This window comes from Parageobacillus sp. NEAU-HV-2, assembly GCF_059115485.1.
The window spans coordinates 36,493-54,254 of the sequence record NZ_JBXUJJ010000005.1; the positions used below are offsets into that span (position 1 = coordinate 36,493).

At 43.2% G+C, this 17,762-nt stretch carries 20 protein-coding genes; 18 read left to right on the plus strand and 2 right to left on the minus strand.

Annotation, left to right across the window (positions count from 1 at the left end):
• Positions 1-148 precede the first annotated feature (148 nt).
• Together AC1WMD_RS09770 and AC1WMD_RS09775 are read right to left on the minus strand one after the other, a co-directional pair.
• Positions 149-1,183: an LCP family protein gene (locus AC1WMD_RS09770; RefSeq protein ID WP_494257008.1), complete on the minus strand. Its 1,035-nt coding sequence runs from the start codon at positions 1,181-1,183 to the stop codon at positions 149-151.
• A 68-nt stretch (positions 1,184-1,251) separates the two neighbouring features.
• Positions 1,252-1,890, minus strand: a complete 639-nt coding sequence (locus tag AC1WMD_RS09775) for a YigZ family protein (RefSeq protein WP_494257010.1) — start codon at positions 1,888-1,890, stop codon at positions 1,252-1,254.
• A 238-nt stretch (positions 1,891-2,128) separates the two neighbouring features.
• Between AC1WMD_RS09775 and AC1WMD_RS09780 the strand changes: the two genes are divergently transcribed.
• The 18 genes from AC1WMD_RS09780 to AC1WMD_RS09865 all read left to right on the plus strand — a co-directional run bounded on the left by AC1WMD_RS09780 (position 2,129) and on the right by AC1WMD_RS09865 (position 17,370).
• Positions 2,129-3,310 (plus strand): sensor histidine kinase, encoded by a 1,182-nt coding sequence (locus AC1WMD_RS09780; protein WP_043906111.1) that lies wholly within the window; start codon positions 2,129-2,131, stop codon positions 3,308-3,310.
• The gene (locus AC1WMD_RS09785; RefSeq protein ID WP_043906110.1) at positions 3,307-3,984 is read left to right on the plus strand and encodes a response regulator; all 678 of its coding nucleotides are present in this window, start codon (positions 3,307-3,309) and stop codon (positions 3,982-3,984) included. The genes AC1WMD_RS09780 and AC1WMD_RS09785 overlap by 4 nt, the downstream gene beginning before the upstream one ends.
• A gap of 108 nt (positions 3,985-4,092) precedes the next feature.
• Positions 4,093-4,938: a fatty acid kinase binding subunit FakB gene (gene fakB / locus AC1WMD_RS09790; RefSeq protein ID WP_494257013.1), complete on the plus strand. Its 846-nt coding sequence runs from the start codon at positions 4,093-4,095 to the stop codon at positions 4,936-4,938.
• Positions 4,939-5,009: 71 nt separating this feature from the next.
• Positions 5,010-6,509, plus strand: a complete 1,500-nt coding sequence (locus AC1WMD_RS09795) for an ATP-dependent helicase ComFA (RefSeq protein ID WP_494257015.1) — start codon at positions 5,010-5,012, stop codon at positions 6,507-6,509.
• The gene (locus AC1WMD_RS09800) at positions 6,506-7,213 is read left to right on the plus strand and encodes a ComF family protein (protein ID WP_494257017.1); all 708 of its coding nucleotides are present in this window, start codon (positions 6,506-6,508) and stop codon (positions 7,211-7,213) included. Before AC1WMD_RS09795 ends, AC1WMD_RS09800 begins: the two co-directional genes overlap by 4 nt.
• Before the next feature lie 59 nt (positions 7,214-7,272).
• Positions 7,273-9,117 (plus strand): hypothetical protein, encoded by a 1,845-nt coding sequence (locus AC1WMD_RS09805; RefSeq protein ID WP_494257019.1) that lies wholly within the window; start codon positions 7,273-7,275, stop codon positions 9,115-9,117.
• Entirely contained in the window at positions 9,114-9,362 is a 249-nt protein-coding gene (locus AC1WMD_RS09810; RefSeq protein ID WP_494257205.1) for a flagellar biosynthesis protein FlhB, read from the plus strand. The genes AC1WMD_RS09805 and AC1WMD_RS09810 overlap by 4 nt, the downstream gene beginning before the upstream one ends.
• An 11-nt stretch (positions 9,363-9,373) precedes the next feature.
• Positions 9,374-9,811, plus strand: coding sequence for a YaaR family protein (locus tag AC1WMD_RS09815; RefSeq protein WP_494257020.1), 438 nt, complete (start codon positions 9,374-9,376; stop codon positions 9,809-9,811).
• A 56-nt stretch (positions 9,812-9,867) separates the two neighbouring features.
• Positions 9,868-10,281, plus strand: a complete 414-nt coding sequence (locus AC1WMD_RS09820) for a TIGR03826 family flagellar region protein (protein WP_494257022.1) — start codon at positions 9,868-9,870, stop codon at positions 10,279-10,281.
• A gap of 95 nt (positions 10,282-10,376) precedes the next feature.
• Complete coding sequence (flgM, locus tag AC1WMD_RS09825) at positions 10,377-10,646, plus strand: flagellar biosynthesis anti-sigma factor FlgM (RefSeq protein WP_494257024.1); 270 nt, start codon at positions 10,377-10,379, stop codon at positions 10,644-10,646.
• A gap of 56 nt (positions 10,647-10,702) precedes the next feature.
• Positions 10,703-11,185 carry a flagellar protein FlgN gene (locus AC1WMD_RS09830; protein ID WP_494257026.1) on the plus strand — a complete coding sequence of 161 codons (483 nt, stop codon included), beginning with the start codon at positions 10,703-10,705 and terminating at the stop codon, positions 11,183-11,185.
• A 24-nt stretch (positions 11,186-11,209) separates the two neighbouring features.
• Positions 11,210-12,838: a flagellar hook-associated protein FlgK gene (gene flgK / locus AC1WMD_RS09835; protein WP_494257028.1), complete on the plus strand. Its 1,629-nt coding sequence runs from the start codon at positions 11,210-11,212 to the stop codon at positions 12,836-12,838.
• 10 nt (positions 12,839-12,848) lie between these two features.
• The gene (gene flgL / locus AC1WMD_RS09840; RefSeq protein ID WP_494257029.1) at positions 12,849-13,754 is read left to right on the plus strand and encodes a flagellar hook-associated protein FlgL; all 906 of its coding nucleotides are present in this window, start codon (positions 12,849-12,851) and stop codon (positions 13,752-13,754) included.
• 48 nt (positions 13,755-13,802) lie between these two features.
• A complete protein-coding gene (locus tag AC1WMD_RS09845) occupies positions 13,803-14,393 on the plus strand; it encodes a DUF6470 family protein (RefSeq protein ID WP_494257030.1) in 591 nt (196 codons plus the stop codon).
• A 17-nt stretch (positions 14,394-14,410) separates the two neighbouring features.
• Positions 14,411-14,848, plus strand: coding sequence for a flagellar assembly protein FliW (fliW, locus tag AC1WMD_RS09850; RefSeq protein ID WP_494257032.1), 438 nt, complete (start codon positions 14,411-14,413; stop codon positions 14,846-14,848).
• A gap of 14 nt (positions 14,849-14,862) precedes the next feature.
• A complete protein-coding gene (gene csrA / locus AC1WMD_RS09855) occupies positions 14,863-15,108 on the plus strand; it encodes a carbon storage regulator CsrA (RefSeq protein WP_494257034.1) in 246 nt (81 codons plus the stop codon).
• A gap of 208 nt (positions 15,109-15,316) precedes the next feature.
• The gene (locus AC1WMD_RS09860; RefSeq protein WP_494257036.1) at positions 15,317-16,906 is read left to right on the plus strand and encodes a flagellin N-terminal helical domain-containing protein; all 1,590 of its coding nucleotides are present in this window, start codon (positions 15,317-15,319) and stop codon (positions 16,904-16,906) included.
• 350 nt (positions 16,907-17,256) lie between these two features.
• Complete coding sequence (locus AC1WMD_RS09865; RefSeq protein ID WP_081823197.1) at positions 17,257-17,370, plus strand: flagellin; 114 nt, start codon at positions 17,257-17,259, stop codon at positions 17,368-17,370.
• Positions 17,371-17,762 lie beyond the last annotated feature (392 nt).

Genomic DNA, 17,762 nt, shown 5'->3' on the forward strand with positions numbered 1-17,762 from the left:
TGGAGGGATGCACTAGAATGGAAGAATCATGGATATGAGCAGAAAAAGATATGTGGAGGCATTTCCCTTACGAGGGGGTATCGAGGTGATATGATGAAATGTTTATGAAAAAAGCTTCTCTCATCAGCTGACGAGAGAAGCTTTGTCATTAATTTGGCGTGGCAGTATCGGAATCGGAGTCGTTTTTGGTCAAAGAAGTGTTTTCCTCGCTGTTTAGCGCTTGTTGCAACGTTTCTGTAATGGCGCTGACAGATTGTTCGTCTGGGATATAGTAATATACTCCGTCGATCGTGTCATCGTAGCCCTCTAGATGGAGATTTTCGACATGAGCGTTATTCATTTTTTGATAAATATAAATAAAAGATAACAAATCAGAAGGCGGAATATTTGTACGTACGTGATCTCCTAAGTCCGAAATAACATCGTCGAGTTTCGGCAAGGAAGTGATAGAAGTGCTTTTCTCGATTATTGCTTTGATGGCCTGTTTCTGACGTTCGTTTCTTCCAAAATCGCCTCTTGGGTCGGATTTTCTCATTCGTACATAAGCAAGTGCTTCATTTCCGTTCAGTTTTTGTTTGCCTTTATGAAAGGTGTGCCATTTTAAAGAGCCGGTCAGTTGAGCTTTAAACGTAAAAGGAACATCCACTGTGATTCCGCCAAGAGAGTCGACAATTTTTTCGAAACCCTCGAAGTCGGTTGTGATGTAATAGTCAATTGGAACATCAATTAATTCGTTGACAGCAGCGATGGTGGACTCTACACCGCCATGGCTGTAGGAGTGTGTGATTTTATCTTTTCTGCCTTCTGCAGGAATATAAACGCGCGTATCACGAGGGATGCTTAATAAATAAACTTTTTTTGTTTTTGGGTTCACGGTTAAAAGCATAATGACATCGGAACGTCCTTCTTCATCTTTGTACTGATTTTCTACTCCAACCAATAAAACGGTGAAAGGGTCTTTTCGAAATTCAATTTTTTTATCACGTTTTTTCCATAAATTAGACGAATTGAGCTCCTGATATATTTTTTCCGAAGCTTTTTTTGTTGCCGAATATATGTTATATCCGAACACACTCAATGATCCAATGAACAGGAAAAATAGCATGAGTAAAAGTAGACGGATTCTTTTCTTTTTCTTCTTCTTTTTTTTTATTAATTTTCTCATATTCCGTGGTTCCATCATACAGTAACCCTCTTTTCAGTTAATTTTTGTCAAACATTCACCGTTCCTAACAGGCTCTTTATATTCAGTTATATTTCGATTGATTCCTCTAAATACTCCGTCTTGCCTTCTTTTATTTCGGCTCTTCCATTGGTGAGTTCTGTCATCCATTCCTCGAACAGTTGTTTTTTTGCCTCTTCCACAAAAATTTCCAGTTCCACATTTTCAGCATAATGGATGTTTTTTATAGCATACACCGAAGACCGTAATTCATTTTCCACTTTTCCAAGCCATGTGTAATCAATGGTAACATGCATGACGCGCACAAGGCGGCGTTCGACAATGCCCGCAGCTTTCAATCCTTCGGATACGGCTCTTCCGTAAGCGCGGACAAGACCGCCAGCGCCAAGCTTAATGCCGCCAAAATAGCGGGTGACGACGGCAACAGTGTCTTTTAGCCCTTTTTTCTTCAGTACTTCAAGCATTGGGATGCCCGCCGTTCCGCTCGGTTCGCCGTCGTCGTTTGCTTTTTGAATTTGATCGTGCTCGCCGATGATATAAGCAGAACAGTTATGGGTCGCATCCCAATGCTTCTTTTTGATTTGTTGAATAAACTGAACGGCCTCTTCTTCCGTTGTTGCTCTATTGATATAACAGATAAAACGGGATTTCTCAATAATAATTTCGTTTTCTCCATATCCTTTTACGGTATAATATTTTTGCAACAAAACAAAAATCACCTCACTGGAAGAGGAACGAGCTGTAATTTTCCATAAAAGTTTGGCTAATTTATCACAAAAACATGTTATACTAATTTTAATAGATTGATAAAGAGAAAATATTCATACATAAAGTAGATGCTTTTCTTATTATAAATCGACAACATTTTTCCTTCAAATAAATTTTTTTGGCGCTGGTACATAAAACTTGGCAGCGACAGAACGCGGCATTTATGGGGGATTTGATATGGCTACAGATAAACATATAGACGTAAAACAATTGGATAAAATTGTCGAAAAAATGATCGACACGGTTCAACATAGCAAGGATGAAATTTTTCGCATAGGTGAACAGTCACGTCAGGAGCATGATCAGTTGCTGCAGGAGCTAATCGAACTGAAACGGAAGATCAAACAGACGATTGAAGAAGCGGACCAGCTCGAAATAAAAGCGCGTCTTTCCCGCCGTCATCTTTCCGAAGTGAGCCAAAATTTTTCCTCTCATTCCGAGGAAGAAATTCGTGAAGCATACGAAAAGGCACATGCATTACACATGGAATTGGCAATGGTTCGCGAACGGGAAAAACAGCTGCGGCTGCGGCGCGATGAGCTTGAGCGGCGCTTAGCAGGATTGAAAGAGATCATTGAACGCGCGGAACATTTAGTCGGGCAAATTACCGTTGTGCTTCATTACTTAGACAGCGATTTCCGCCAAGTGGGAGAATTTATTGAAGGAGCAAAGCAAAAGCAGGAGTTTGGTCTTAAAATTATTGAGGCCCAAGAAGAGGAGAGAAAGCGGTTGTCGCGCGAGATTCATGACGGTCCTGCGCAAACGCTGGCCCATGTCATGATTCGTTCCGATCTGCTAGAGAAAGTATTAAAAGACCGGGGCATCGATGCGGCGATTGCCGAAATTCGCGATTTTAAAAAGATGGTTCGTTCCGCTCTTTCCGAAGTGCGCAGGATTATTTATGATCTAAGACCAATGGCTCTTGACGATTTAGGTTTAGTGCCTACACTTAAAAAATACCTACAAACTATCGAAGAGTATAATAAAGGGGTTACCGTCTCCTTTGTTCACATCGGCGAAGAAATAAGACTGCCGTCCCGTATGGAAGTGGCGGTGTTTCGCCTTGTCCAAGAATCAGTGCAAAATGCCCTTAAGCATGCGGAGGGGACAAACATTGAAGTAAAGATGGAGATCAATAGCGATCAGCTGCTCGTTATGGTAAAAGATAACGGCAAAGGATTTGATACAACGGTCAAAAAAGAAAACGCCTTTGGGCTGATCGGCATGAAAGAACGCGTCGAATTGCTAGAAGGAACGTTAACGATTCGTTCCAAAGTTGGATTCGGCACGACGGTATTTATTCGCATTCCACTAAATGTTCCGATGAGGGATGAAAAAAGGGAGGAGAGGAATGAATGAAAACGCGCATCGCAATCATTGATGATCATCAACTATTTCGTGAAGGGATTAAACGCATTTTAGAATTTGAGGAAGAATTTGAAGTTGTCGCCGAGGGTGCGGATGGCAGTGAAGTGCTTTCCATTGTCGAGCAATATCGGCCAGACATCGTTTTGATGGACATTAATATGCCAAACATGAATGGGGTTGAGGCGACGAAACAGTTGATTGAAGCGTATCCTGAGACGAAAGTCGTCGTTCTTTCCATTCATGACGATGAAAATTATGTCATGCGCGCGCTGCAAACAGGTGCGACAGGCTATTTATTAAAAGAGATGGATGCTGACACATTAATTGAAGCGGTGAAAATCGTCGCAGAAGGCGGATCATACTTGCATCCGAAAGTGACCCATAATTTAATTCGCGAATACCGCCGCTTGGCCTTAGGAAAGGGCGAAAGCAAAACTGGAAAACAGGAAGTGCGCCGGCCGCTCCATCTGTTAACGCGCCGCGAATGCGAGGTGTTGCAGCTGTTAGCGGATGGAAAAAGCAACCGTGGAATTGGCGAAGCGCTATACATTAGCGAAAAAACAGTGAAAAATCATGTTAGCAATATTTTGCAAAAACTAAACGTGAATGACCGCACACAAGCAGTAGTGGTCGCCATCAAAAATGGCTGGGTCGAAGTTCGTTAGTTGCCCGTGAAGATTGTCATTGGTTTATTGCCATTCGATAATGAAATTCGTTCCATTTTTCGCTATAATAGGCATTAAAGACTATGTAGACGGGGAAGGTAGGAACGGATGAAAACTGCTGTTGTCACTGATAGCACGGCTTATATTCCGAAAGAAGTGCGCGATAGATACAAGATTCATATAATTCCGCTCAGCGTTGTGTTTGGCGCAGAGACGTATCGCGAGGAAATCGATATTACGACCGAGCAGTTTTACGAAAAGGTGAGGCAACAAAAGGAGCTGCCGACGACATCCCAGCCAGCGGTTGGCGAATTTGTCGAATTATTTACATCGCTCCGTGAGGAAGGCTACGATGCGGTTATTAGCATCCATCTCTCGAGCGGCATTAGCGGGACATACCAAGGTGCGCTAACGGCAGGAAATATGGTCGATGGTCTGCAAGTGTACGCGTACGATTCGGAAATCAGCTGCATGGCCCAAGGCTTTTACACGATCGAAGCGGCGAAGATGGCGCTGGACGGGAAAACACCTGAGGAAATTATCGCACGGCTCGATGAAGTGAAAAAAACGCTACGCGCTTACTTTATGGTCGACGATTTATCGCATTTGCAGCGCGGCGGGAGGCTGACGGGAGCGCAGGCGTTCATCGGCGGACTGCTGCAAATTAAGCCGCTTCTTTGTTTTGAAAATAAAGTGATCGTTCCGTTTGAAAAAATTCGCACGCGCAAAAAAGCAGTGAAACGCATTGAAGAATTGTTTGCTGAAGACGCTGCCAAAGGAGTGCCGCTCAAAGCGTCGATTATTCACGGGAATCGTCCAGACGAGGCGGAACAATGGAAGCAGCAATTATCGAGCCTTTATCCGAATGTGGAGTTTATCATTAGCTATTTCGGACCTGTCATCGGCACCCATCTTGGCGAAGGCGCGTTAGGGTTAACGTGGTATCAGCCGTAATTTTGTTGATCCCTATGCCGCAAAGCCTTATGCGGCATAGGGATCAACAATTATGAAAGTGGAGGGAATGTATGCGTTTTATCGTGGACGAAGGAAGGTTGGTCCCCGAAGTATTAGCCAACACCAATGACCAAGCTGCTAAACCGATTAGCCATATTGATGTCACGTCTTCTATCCAGCTGCACCCCGGGTTTCCTTACTCCCTAGAACTTCTTTCTTTTCTGGAAGGAAAACAGCTTCTCCTTGAGGAACTTCCATTTCCCCTTGATATTATTCAAGCACATTATGAACACGGCTATCTTGCTTACGAAAAAGGGATAGTGAAAACAAAACATGGATGGCGCTGCATGAGATGCGGCAACGAGGAGGATCATTTTTTCGCCTCATTTCCCTGTGCCCGCTGCCAAACGGTTTGTACGTATTGCCGCAAATGCATTATGATGGGGCGTGTCAGCACATGCACCGCGCTAGTCGTATCCCGTTTTTCTTTCCCTCAGGATCGCTATCTTTCCCCTCTCTCCTGGAACGGATCATTATCCCAAGGCCAGCAGCGAGCTGCCGATGCGGTGGAGGACGCGGTCGTGCAAGATGACGAATTGTTGGTATGGGCGGTCTGCGGAGCCGGCAAAACGGAAGTATTGTTTCCAGGAATCGCGAGGGCGCTGGAGATGGGAAAGCGCGTATGCATCGCCACGCCAAGAACCGATGTTGTGCGCGAACTTGCCCCTCGTTTGAAACAAGCATTTCCAAGCGTTCCATTGATCGCCCTGTACGGCGGCAGCGACGACCGCGGCAAATTCGCCCCGCTTGTTATTTCCACCACCCATCAGCTTTTACGGTTTTACCGCGCTTTTGATGTGATGATCATTGATGAAGTCGATGCCTTCCCGTATTCCGTCGAACCGATGCTGGAATATGCCGTCACAAAAGCGTGCAAAGAGACGTCCAGCCTCATTTATTTAACCGCGACTCCGAAGCGCTCCTGGCAGCGAGACGTCCGCCATGGCAAGCGCCAAGCGGTGACGATTCCCGCCCGCTACCACGGGTTTCCCCTTCCTGTCCCGTCCTTCGAATGGTGCGGCAACTGGCGCAAGCAGTTAAAGCGCAGGCGTCTTCCCCGCAATGTCATGGCCTGGGTCCAATCCCGCATCGAAGCAAGCAAACAAGCGTTTTTATTCGTCCCCCATATCGATGAGCTCGAACAAGTCGTGTGTATCCTAAAGCAATTGGACCAGCGGATTGAAGGCGTTCACGCGGAAGATCCGCAGCGTGCCGAGAAAGTGCAAGCGTTCCGCGACGGACGCATTCCGCTTCTTGTCACGACGACCATTTTAGAACGCGGTGTGACTGTTCCGAACATCGATGTCGCCGTGCTTGGCGCCGAAGACAACATTTTTACGGAAAGCGCGCTCGTGCAAATCGCCGGCCGCGTCGGGAGGAGCGCCCAGCATCCGAGCGGCGACGTCCGCTTTTTCCATTATGGAAAGACGCGGGAGATGGTCGCGGCGAAAAAGCAGATTGAGAGAATGAATAAGGAGGCGGCGGAAAGGGGGCTGTTGAAAGCGAAATGAATTGCTTAATTTGTCATACGCCGTACAATCCGATGCTGAGTTGGCGGTATTTGCTGACATTAAAAGAAGAGGATTGTCTTTGTTCGAAATGCCGCAATGCGTTTATGAGAATTAACGGAGAAATTTGCGATATTTGCGGCCGTCCGTTCGCTGGTTTGGAACCATCGCATCGTCAAGGACAATTATGCACGGATTGTGTTCGCTGGCAAGAGGACGGCGAGTGGAAAGACGTGTTAACGAAAAATCGGTCCGTGTATATGTACAATGAAGTGATGAAAGAAGTGGTTGCACTTTGGAAATTTCGCGGCGACTATGCGATTGTCCAAGCGTTTCAAGAAGAGTTTTGCCATGAATTTTATCGTCATTTTGACCATACCTTTCTGATCGTTCCGATTCCTCTCAGCGCCGAGCGGCTATACGAACGCGGATTTAACCAAGCAAAGGCGCTTGCCGAGCTATTGAATCTCCCCATCCACGATATCCTCACACGTCATCACCTAGAAAAACAATCGAAAAAATCGCGCCGTGAGCGGTTGCGGACGGAAAACGTCTTTCAGTTTTCGGGAAAAACATCTTTGCAAGACAAGCGAATTGTGTTAATCGACGATATTTACACAACTGGAACGACCTTAAGGCATGCGGCGAAGGTACTGCTCAAGGCGGGCGCCGCTTCTGTTTCTTCGTTCACATTGGCAAGAGGTTAATATCGAGGGCAAACATGCCGATATAAAAAATAGCAAGGATAGAGCGGAGCGTGAAATGAATGCAAATTCGCAACAATTTGATCATGAACGAGCCAATGGCAAATACATTCCCGTTTTCCTTGAAAGAGGGAGAAACATTTTTCGCGACGATGAAGGAAAAATTAAGCAACAATGAAGCGATTATCACTATTAAAGGACAGGATGTGCACGTTCGCTTTCAAGGCGAAATCCCGAATGAAGATCAATTTGCTGTGCAAATTATCGGCATAAAAGATCATGTTTTACAAGTGCAAGCCGTACCGAAAACAGCGGAAACGAATGACGCAGCTACCGGGTTGCTTCCTGTCAGCGGATTAGAGAAAGCGAAACAAATCTTGCTGTCGCAAGGAATTCGCCTATCTAAGGAAGAGAAAGCGATATTAAGGCGTTTTTTCGAAAAAGCAAAGGGAACGCTGAATGAAAAATTGGAAACGATACAGGCGCTTGCGCATAAAAAGTTGGAAGTGACCGAATTGCATTTACAGTCCATCCATGAAGTGCTGCACGGCGGGCCATTCGGCGAGGTATTAACGAAGTTGGCAGATCATCTCGATCTCTTGCCACATTTGCCGTATTTGGAGGAGGACAATAACAGCGGAGAGGAGATTTTCGATTCTCAAACGAAAACAGACTTATTAGAAGATCAAAGGATTTCGCAAAAAGATCGCATTTCTGCAGGAACAGAAGCGACGAACGGACAACAAACGGAACTGCCTTATTGGAATGAGGAATGGTTTCAAACTATCCCCGCCCAAACAAAAGATATAATTGTTAAGACGATTACGGAAAAACTGTCGCAAGCGGCGCTTGATTTTAAAAAGCTGCAAATAGAGATGAATAAGAAGCTAGAAAACGCAGCATTTTTGTTGAACAGCGGACAAACATTGGCGCGCCAGCAAGCAAAACAATTCGTCGAAGCCGTGATCAATACGTTAGACCGCGCTATTTTGCAAGGAGAATTTATGCTTTTTACCGACATGAAAACGGAGAAGCAAATGCTTCAGGCAAGTGCGAAATTGGCGGAAGCGAAGCAGCTGCTTACGGAGGGAAAGCAGAGCGATGCTTTAAAAGTCGTAAATGAAGTAAAAAATTTGCTTGGAGGGATTCGCTTTCAACCGGCGGATGTAAAAATAAAGCATTTTGTTTCCGCTTTTCATTTCAATGCGCAAGAAGAGATGCCGAAGCAGCAGCTTTTTTCACAACTGGCAAGAACATTAAAGCTTCCGCTAGGCGAAGAAGTTTCAGCAAGAAATATGTTTGAGCAATTTCGGCAATTAGGGTTTCAGCATGAACAAGATGTTTCCCGCGCCTTATGGTTGAAGCAGCCAGCCATGGAACCGCAAAATATAAAGTCGTTGTTAATGAAATTAAGCCAAGGAGAACCTGGCATGATCGCACAGCAAGCCGAGCACGCTTTAGCGAATATAACGGGCCAGCAGCTGTTAAGCAAATTTGATGGAAACAATCATATGCAAACAATGTTTTATCAATTGCCGGTGTTATTGCATGATCAAATTGAAACAGTCCATGTTTATTTAAACTCCCGAAATGATGGAGGAAAGCTTGATTGGCAAAATTGCAGCCTATACTTTTTACTCGATACAGAAAAATACGGGAAAATCGGAATTTTGCTTCAGGCATTGGAACGAAATTTAACGCTGACCATTAAAACGGACAATGAAAAACTTGTCGAAGGCTTGAAGCCGTTAACGGAGATGACTAAAGAAAACCTAGAGGCAATCGGCTACAATGTAAAAGGAATTGTTTTTGCGAAAATGAATGAACAAGAAGAACAAACAACAGCGGCAGAAACAACGGAAGCGAAAGAAACCAACAGAGAGAAAGGTTATGATTGGACGGTATGAAAAACGGTTATCCACAATATTTTTCCGCGTTGACAAGTTATCAAAAAGGGGCTGATCAACTGTCGGAGTCTAAAACCAATACTGTAAACGAAATCATTAAGCAGGCGCAACAACAAAACATTCCCATGCAAACCGATTCATCGCTTGTCAAGCATTTAGCTGATCCGGAAAATCGCGTTCCTTCCCAGCTCTATGCAGTCATTGGCGAAATTTTAAAATTAATTAAGAGTATTGAACAACAATAGGGGAGATTCATGTGGAAATTCAAAAAGTCACAAAAGCAAACATGATAAACGTAAGCAAAAAAGAAGCAACTGCTTCAGCGTCTGTATCGTTTGCCGAAGTCGTAGCAAAGAAAAACGAAGAACTCGCACTCGAACGGTTTCAGCAACTTGCAAAAGAAATTGAAGAACAAGGAAAAATTTTAGCAGAATCCCGTTCGGTGGAAGATTTGCGGAAATATAAAAAGCTTGTGAAAAAGTTGCTGGATGACGTGGTGAAAAACGGTTTGCAATTATCCGAACAGCACGGTTTCAATTGGAGCGGGCGTTCGCGGCTATATAAGATTGTGAAGGAAGTGGACAAAAGGCTAATTGATTTAACGAATGCCGTATTGCAAAAAGAAAAACCAGGAATTGACCTTTTAAGCACCATCGGGGAAATTCAAGGATTAATTATCAATATTTATACGTAAGCGTTCTTTATTTGTCTTATAATCAAGGAAAGAGAGAAGTATTGGGAGGGGAAACAATGAATCTAGAAAATTGCCTAAACTGCGGACGCCTATTTGTAAAAAATCAGTTTCGCCATATTTGCGAGAGCTGTTATAGAGAAGAAGAAGAGGCTTTCGATAAAGTTTATCGCTTTTTGCGCAAAAGGGAAAATCGCATGGCGACAATGGCGCAAATTATAGATGCAACAGGTGTGAAGGAATCGCTGCTGATTAAATTCATTAAAAGCGGACGTCTACAACTCGCCCAATTCCCGAATTTAGGATACCCTTGCGACCGCTGCGGTACGCTGATTCGTGAAGGAAGAATGTGCGCAAACTGTTCAAAAGACTTAAATAAACAATTAGAATTGCTGCAAAAGGAAGAAGAAATGAAAAAACAGCGTCATGTAGAAAAAGTTTATTATACGACGAAAGAGGATGACGGGAATTAATTTCGATTTTTTGTAAACAATCTTTTTCGGTTGCCGATAATATAGGTAGGAGATATGGAAGCGGCATAGAGACATGGAAAAGGGTGGGGATTTTCATGAGAATTGACAAATTCGGCTTGATGGGCGTTAATCCTTATAGACGTCAGTTCGATAAAGAGATGCAGGCGAAAAAGCCTGTAGCTAAGCAAGATCAAGATAAAGTGGAAATTTCCGCGGCGGCGAAAGAGTTGCAGCAAATTTCTCAATCGACGGTCGAACGTCAAGAGAAAGTGCGCAAGTTAAAAGAACAAGTGCAAAACGGAACATATCAAATTGATGTGAAGGCCATCGCGAAAAGTATATACAAATTTTACTTTGAAAATTAAATCAGTATTCACATCATACTGGTTTAATTTTTATGTACTTTTAGGGAGAGATTGGATTGTCTGCCAAACAATTAATAGAGTTGCTAGAAAAGCATGTGAAACTGCATAAAGGCTTGTTGGAGTTAGCGAACAAGAAAACAGAAGTGTTAAAGAAAGGCGATATGGAAGCACTGAATGAAATTGTGAAAGAGGAACAAAAATATATTGCCGCAGTTAATCAAGTTGAGCGGGAACGAATTCGCGTTGTTAACGAGATGGTAAGCAAATCGAACGAACCGACATTAACAGCGTGCATTTCGCAAACAGAAGGAACGGAACGGGCAATGCTTGAGAGACTGCGGGATGATTTAACAGCAGTCATTTCTGAGTTGAAAAATATCAATCTATTAAACCAGCAACTTACTCAGCAGTCATTACAGTTCGTCAATGCAATGTTAGATATGTTTATGCCGCAACCGCCAACTATCAATTATGCAGCACCGAACAAAGTGCCGAATCCATATGAAAGCGGGCGTTCGTTATTCGATTCAAAAGCTTAGTTTAAAGCATTGGAGGAACATGTGATGCGATCAACGTTTCATGGCTTAGAGGTAGCCAAACGGGGGATGTTTACGCAACAATCAGCGTTATATGTAACTGGGCATAATATTGCTAACGCCAACACACCTGGTTATTCACGCCAGCGCGTTAATTTTGTGCAAACAGAACCGTATCCGCCAGCTTCGATGAACCGTCCGCAAATTCCGGGACAGATGGGGACAGGGGTCGAAGCCGGTTCCATTGAGCGGGTGCGTGATAGTTTTTTAGACCTGCAATATCGCGGGGAAAACAATAAGCTTGGCTACTGGGAAGCACGGGCAGACGCCCTAAAAAAAATGGAAGATATCATGAACGAGCCATCTGACAATGGCTTAGCGAAAACGATGGATCAGTTTTGGCAAGCGCTGCAAGATTTGAGTACAAATCCAGAAAACGAAGGAGCGCGTTCGGTCGTTCGCCAACGCGGATTGGCAGTTGTGGAAACGTTTCATTATTTGCATGATTCATTATCGCAAATTAAAAGGGATTTAGGTAGCGAAATTGGTGTCACGATTACAGAAATCAATTCTCTGGCACAGCAAATTAGCAAAATCAACCAGCAAATCAGCGAAATCGAGCCACACGGCTACTTGCCAAATGATTTATACGATGAGCGTGATCGCTTGGTTGACGAATTGTCAAAATTAGTGAACGTACAGGTTGAGAAAATTCCAAGCGGTGGAAACGCGTTAAAGATTGCAGAAGGAATGTATAATATTTACCTTGTCGATAGCAATGGCAATCCTATTAAGGATGGTAGCGGCAATATAATTTACTTAGTCCAAGGAAGTACAGCTAATTCTCTTTCTTTTCCAATTGCTGAAGATAGTAATGGAGATAATGTTCCAGAAAGTAATGTTGAAAAGTTAGTACTAGCAGGGAATGACATTTTTTTTGCACCTTCTCCTACTTTTGGGGTTACTTTTCCAAGTGGAAAATTACGTGGATTAATAGAGGCATTTGGCTATAAATATGATAGTGGTGGAGGAACTATCGTTAATAAAGGGATTTACCCTGAGGCGATTAGCAACTTGGATAATCTAGCGTATACGTTTGGAACAGTATTCAACGCTATTCATAAAGAGGGTTACGGACTTAACAGCACTTCAAAAGCTCCTGCATTCTTCGATGAATCAACATTAACAGTTCCAGGAGCTGCTAAGAACATTAAGTTATCATCGGCAATTGATGATCTTTCTAACATTGCAGCTTCCACCAAACAGGGCGTCTCTGGAAATGGAAACAATGCTCTTAACTTAGCAAGTGTCGGAAAAATACTACTGTCGTCTGGAACAGTGAACTTAATAGATGTATCAATAAGTTTGCCGTCCTCGCTTCCTTTAACATCAGGTACGATTCAATCCAATTACCAAGGATGGATTGGCAAACTCGGTGTTGATGGACAGCAAGCTGAGCGATTGAAAAATAACAGTGAAGTGTTACGTCAGTCTGTAGAGGAACGTCGGCAATCGGTCAGCTCCGTATCACTAGATGAAGAAATGACAAATATGATTAAATACCAGCACGCTTACAACGCGGCGGCACGTCAAATTACCGTCATCGATGAAATGTTAGATAAAATTATTAACGACATGGGCGTCGTAGGAAGGTAGGTGAACTAAGATGCGCGTAACGCAAGGGATGTTGACAGGGAATATTCTTAGGAACTTAAGTGCCAGCTATGCGCGACTTGGAAAATATCAGGATCAATTAGCGACAGGAAAGAAGATTAATCGTCCTTCAGATGATCCGGTTATTGCAATGAAAGGGATGATATATCGCACTAACTTGACGGAAGTTGAGCAGTATAAGCGAAACTTCTCTGAAGCATACAGCTGGATTGAAAACTCAGATGCAGCACTTGATAAAGCGACGCAAGCGTTGCAACGCATTCGCGAACTTGTTGTCCAAGCGAGCAATGATACGTATGAAGTAAGCCAACGTGCAGCAATTTCGGAGGAAATTAAACAGTTAACAGAACACTTAGCTTCTATTGCCAATACAAAAGTCGGAGATAAATATATTTTCAACGGTACGGATACACTAAAACAACCAGTAGATTTAAGCCAAACTCCACCAGTTGTATCGAAGAACACTGATGAAATAAAAATCGAATTGTCCAAAGGGATTTATATTCCAGTAAACGTGAATCCGACAAAAGTATTTGATTACGACAATACGGCAAAAGGAAACGGATTATTTAGTGATTTAGAATTTTTAAATAGCGACTTAAATGATGCGACAAAATCAGGAAAAGATATAAGCCAGTACCTTAGTTATATTGATCAGCATATTAATAATTTACTTAGTACTCGTGCGGAATTGGGGGCTCGGTTGAATCGAGTAGAGTTAATGGAAGAGAGAATAGATCAGCAGGAAGTCATCGCCCATCAGATTCTCTCCGATAATGAAGATGTCGACATTGAACGCGTTATCACTGATTTAAAAACGCAAGAAAGCGTGCATCGCGCCGCGCTAGGTGTCGGTGCCCGCATTATTCAGCCGACGCTTCTTGACTTTTTGCGTTAAGCTATCTTGTGAGGACAAGATAGCTTTTCCTCTAGGAGGGAGAAAAATATGCAGTTGCCGCAAATTCGTTTACAATCTACAGTCGCGAAAATTTCTATCAAGACGACGCCGCCTGTGCAGGAAATTAAACAGCCGCCAGCAGAGCTTGACCTGCGACAACCACCGGCAGAAATGAAGATTGAAACAATACCAGCCAAACTAACCATTGACCAAACGAAAGCATGGGAAGACATGGATTTGAAACATATTTTCCGCCGCATTGAAGAATTTGCGCAACAAGGTTATGAAGACTGGCTGGAAGGTATTGCTCGCGTGTCTCGACAGGGAGATGAATTAATGAAGATTGAAGACGGCGGCAATCCGCTTGCTGAGCAGGCAAAAGAAAACAGTGAAGGCCCGATATATGATTTCAATATTGGCTGGATTCCTTCTCTTTTCAGTGTGAAAACGAATTTTGAACCAGCGAAAGTGCACATAGATGTAAAAGTCCATCAACCGATTATTCGCGCCAAAATAAACAAGCCGATGATTCACTATACGCCGGGAAAAGTGACGATAGATCTTGCACAGCGCAATTCATTAAAAATCGATTTCGTCAACTTACGGTTTGTTGGTACTAATTTTGAAATTTCCATTTAGTAAAAAGGTGTGAAACGATGAAACTTCGTACAAAATATCATGGTGAAATTGAAATTAGCGAAAAGGATATTTTTCATTTCGAGCACGGTATTCCAGGCTTTTTAGACGAAAAACAATTCGTTTTATTGCCGCTTGAGGATACGCCATTTGTTATTTTACAGTCAGTAAAAACACCAGCGCTCGGATTTGCGATGATTGATCCGTTCGTGTATTTTCCAGATTACGATATCGAACTTGATGAGCAAACGGTAACGCAGCTTGAACTTTCTTCAGAAAAAGAAGTGATAGTATATGTCATTCTCACGGTGGCCGATCCGTTTGAACAAACGACGGCTAATTTGCAGGCGCCAATTGTGTTGAACTATGAAAAGAAACTCGGCAAACAAGTGATTTTAACGAATACACCGTACAAAACGAAACATCGGCTATTCCCTGAAAAGGTCGAGGCGAAATAAAGGAGGCGGGAGACATGCTTGTACTAACACGCAAACTAAAAGAAGCGATTCAAATCGGCGATGACATCGAAATCACCGTCCTCGCCATCCAAGGCGATCAAGTAAAGCTTGGCATCAACGCGCCGAAACATGTTGAAATCCATCGCAAAGAAGTCTATCTCGCCATCCAAAAAGAAAATAGTGAAGCGTCTCTCACCTCTAGGGATTTATTGCAAAAATTAAATGAGCAAATGAAACGCCCCCCTCTAAACAGCACTTAGAGGGATTTTTGCTTTTATAAAAAATGGGCAATTTTTTATAAAAAAATTCTATAAAACTATTAAACAAGGACAACTGACTGACGATAATAAAGGTGAAAGCAGGATAGAGACGAAAGGCGGCCGACTTTCTATCTATCTGCTATCTACCAATCTAAAAAATTGTTTCCACAAGGACGTGGAATAAAAAAATTTCAAGGAGGAAAAGAAGATGAGAATTAATCACAACATTGCGGCTTTGAATACGTACCGTCAGTTAGCTGCTGGTACGAATGCTGCTTCCAAATCAATGGAGAAATTATCTTCTGGTCTTCGCATTAACCGCGCTGGTGACGATGCAGCAGGTCTTGCTATTTCTGAAAAAATGCGTGGACAAATTCGTGGATTAGAGCAAGCAGCTCGCAACGCACAGGACGGAATCTCGCTCATCCAGACAGCAGAAGGAGCTTTAAACGAAGTTCATTCTATCCTTCAACGTATGCGTGAATTATCAACTCAATCTGCAAACGGTACAAACACAGATGATGATCGTAAAGCTCTTCAAGACGAAGTAAAACAATTAAAAGAAGAAATTGATCGAATTGGTAATACAACCGAGTTTAACACTAAAAAACTATTGAATGGTAATTTATCAGGTGCTGGAGGAACTAATAGTATTAACACCTTATCAGGTGCCCAAGTTTTTAAACAAACAACTGGTTCATTAACGGGTGTAGACGCTTCTAGTGTTAATGCTAGTAGTTTAGATACTACAAAAATTGATTCATTAGTCATTGATGGAACAAGAATTGACATTGATTGGGACAAATATTTAACAGATGCTGATAAAGCTGTTCTACAAAAAGATTTCTCTTCTGCTACTATGACGCAAGCAGAGAGTGGTCAAATTCGTGACATCATGGAACGCGTAATCAACCAAGCTATCGATGAATCTGGTACTGGTATTGCGCACATTAAAATTACTGATGCAACAGCTGGTACTTTTAAAATTGAAAGTGGCACAAAAGGTAATAACTCGAAAATTGATTTATATAGAGATAGTTCAGGTAATGCTTTATTAGCAGATGGTACTACTAATGCACAAGGATCAAACTCTGTGTTTGACTTATTCCTTGGTGCCGGTTCAGAGATGAATGGAAACGTAATTATTAATAATGGAACTAATCAGATCCTTGATGCAATTGCGGGAACTGATAAATTCCGTCTGTCGATTAACGGACATACTATGGAAATCACATCTCCTGCAGGAGCAGCAGGTAGTGATGCTAATACTTATGCTGCTGCATTAGAAACTGCTATAAATACTGAAATTGCAAACTATAATACAAATGCAGGTTGGACATCAAGTGATCCTGATTATATTAAAAACGTAACAGTAAAAGTGGATAATGGAAGATTAGTAATTACAAGCCCAAGTGGTCCAGTACAGTTGGAAGACGTTACAAATGGAAATACACTAAGTAAACTAGGGCTTGACAAAGCTTCTATGGAGAGCGCCGGAAATGGGGCGATGACTTTCCATATTGGTGCTAACAAAGGGCAAAGCCTTTCATTCTCTATTAATGACATGAGAACAACAGCTCTCGGAATTTCTGGAGTTGATATTTCAACACAAGTGGGAGCTCAAGAAGCTTTAACAAAATTAGACGCAGCTATTAAATCTGTATCTTCTGAACGTGCAAAACTAGGTGCTGTTCAAAACCGCTTAGAGCACACTATCAACAACTTAGGTACATCAGCTGAGAACTTAACTGCAGCTGAGTCTCGTATCCGTGACGTTGATTATGCCTTAGCCGCTTAAATGGCGACAGGCACAGTCGTCCTGGCTGGAAACGGCTAGGAGTATCACCGGGTGAATTGCTGGAAACCCCTTAGAGCCTTTGGCGCCACAACGGAGCTGGAAACGGCAGACGTGACGGCGAAAAAAGCCAAAGGATTGGGCAATCAGCAGCCAAGCTCCTGTCCCGAAAGGGTGGAGAAGGTTCAACGACTAGGACATACCGCCTAAGGCGAGCAGCTATGGCGATGAAGTCCGTAGGGTGAACAGGATTCCTTCATCGTCCTGTATCATTCCGAAGCGCCCGGCCCCTAACAGGTAAAGCTGAGGGTGAAGATGTAGTCTGGTCCCGTCACGAAAGTGAGGGTGGCACGATGGCCAAAGAAATGATGGAGTTCACTAAGAACAACATCCTCTCTCAAGCAGCACAAGCGATGTTGGCTCAATCTAGTCAAATTCCGCAAGCGGTGTTGCAACTGCTTCGGTAATTTGATTGGAAGGGCGTCTTAGCTGGAAACGGCTAAGAGGATCACTGGGTGAATTGCTGGGAAGCCCTAAAGCTTTCCTTGCCACAACGAAGCTGGAAACGGCAGGCGTGATGGCTTGAAAAAAGGAAAGATGGAACAATGGGCAATCAGCAGCCAAGCTCCTGTCCCGAAAGGGTGGAGAAGGTTCAACGACTAGGACATACCACCTAAGGCGAATCGCTATGGTGATGAAGTCCGTAGGGGAGGCAAGCGCCGAACCGAAGCGCCCAGCCCTTCGCCAGCGACAAGCTGGAAAGGTGAAGATGTAGTCTACACAACGTTCGAAAGACGTTGAGGCATGGCAAGCCAACCAACAACCACAAGGAGTATTGCAATTGCTTCGTTAATACGAG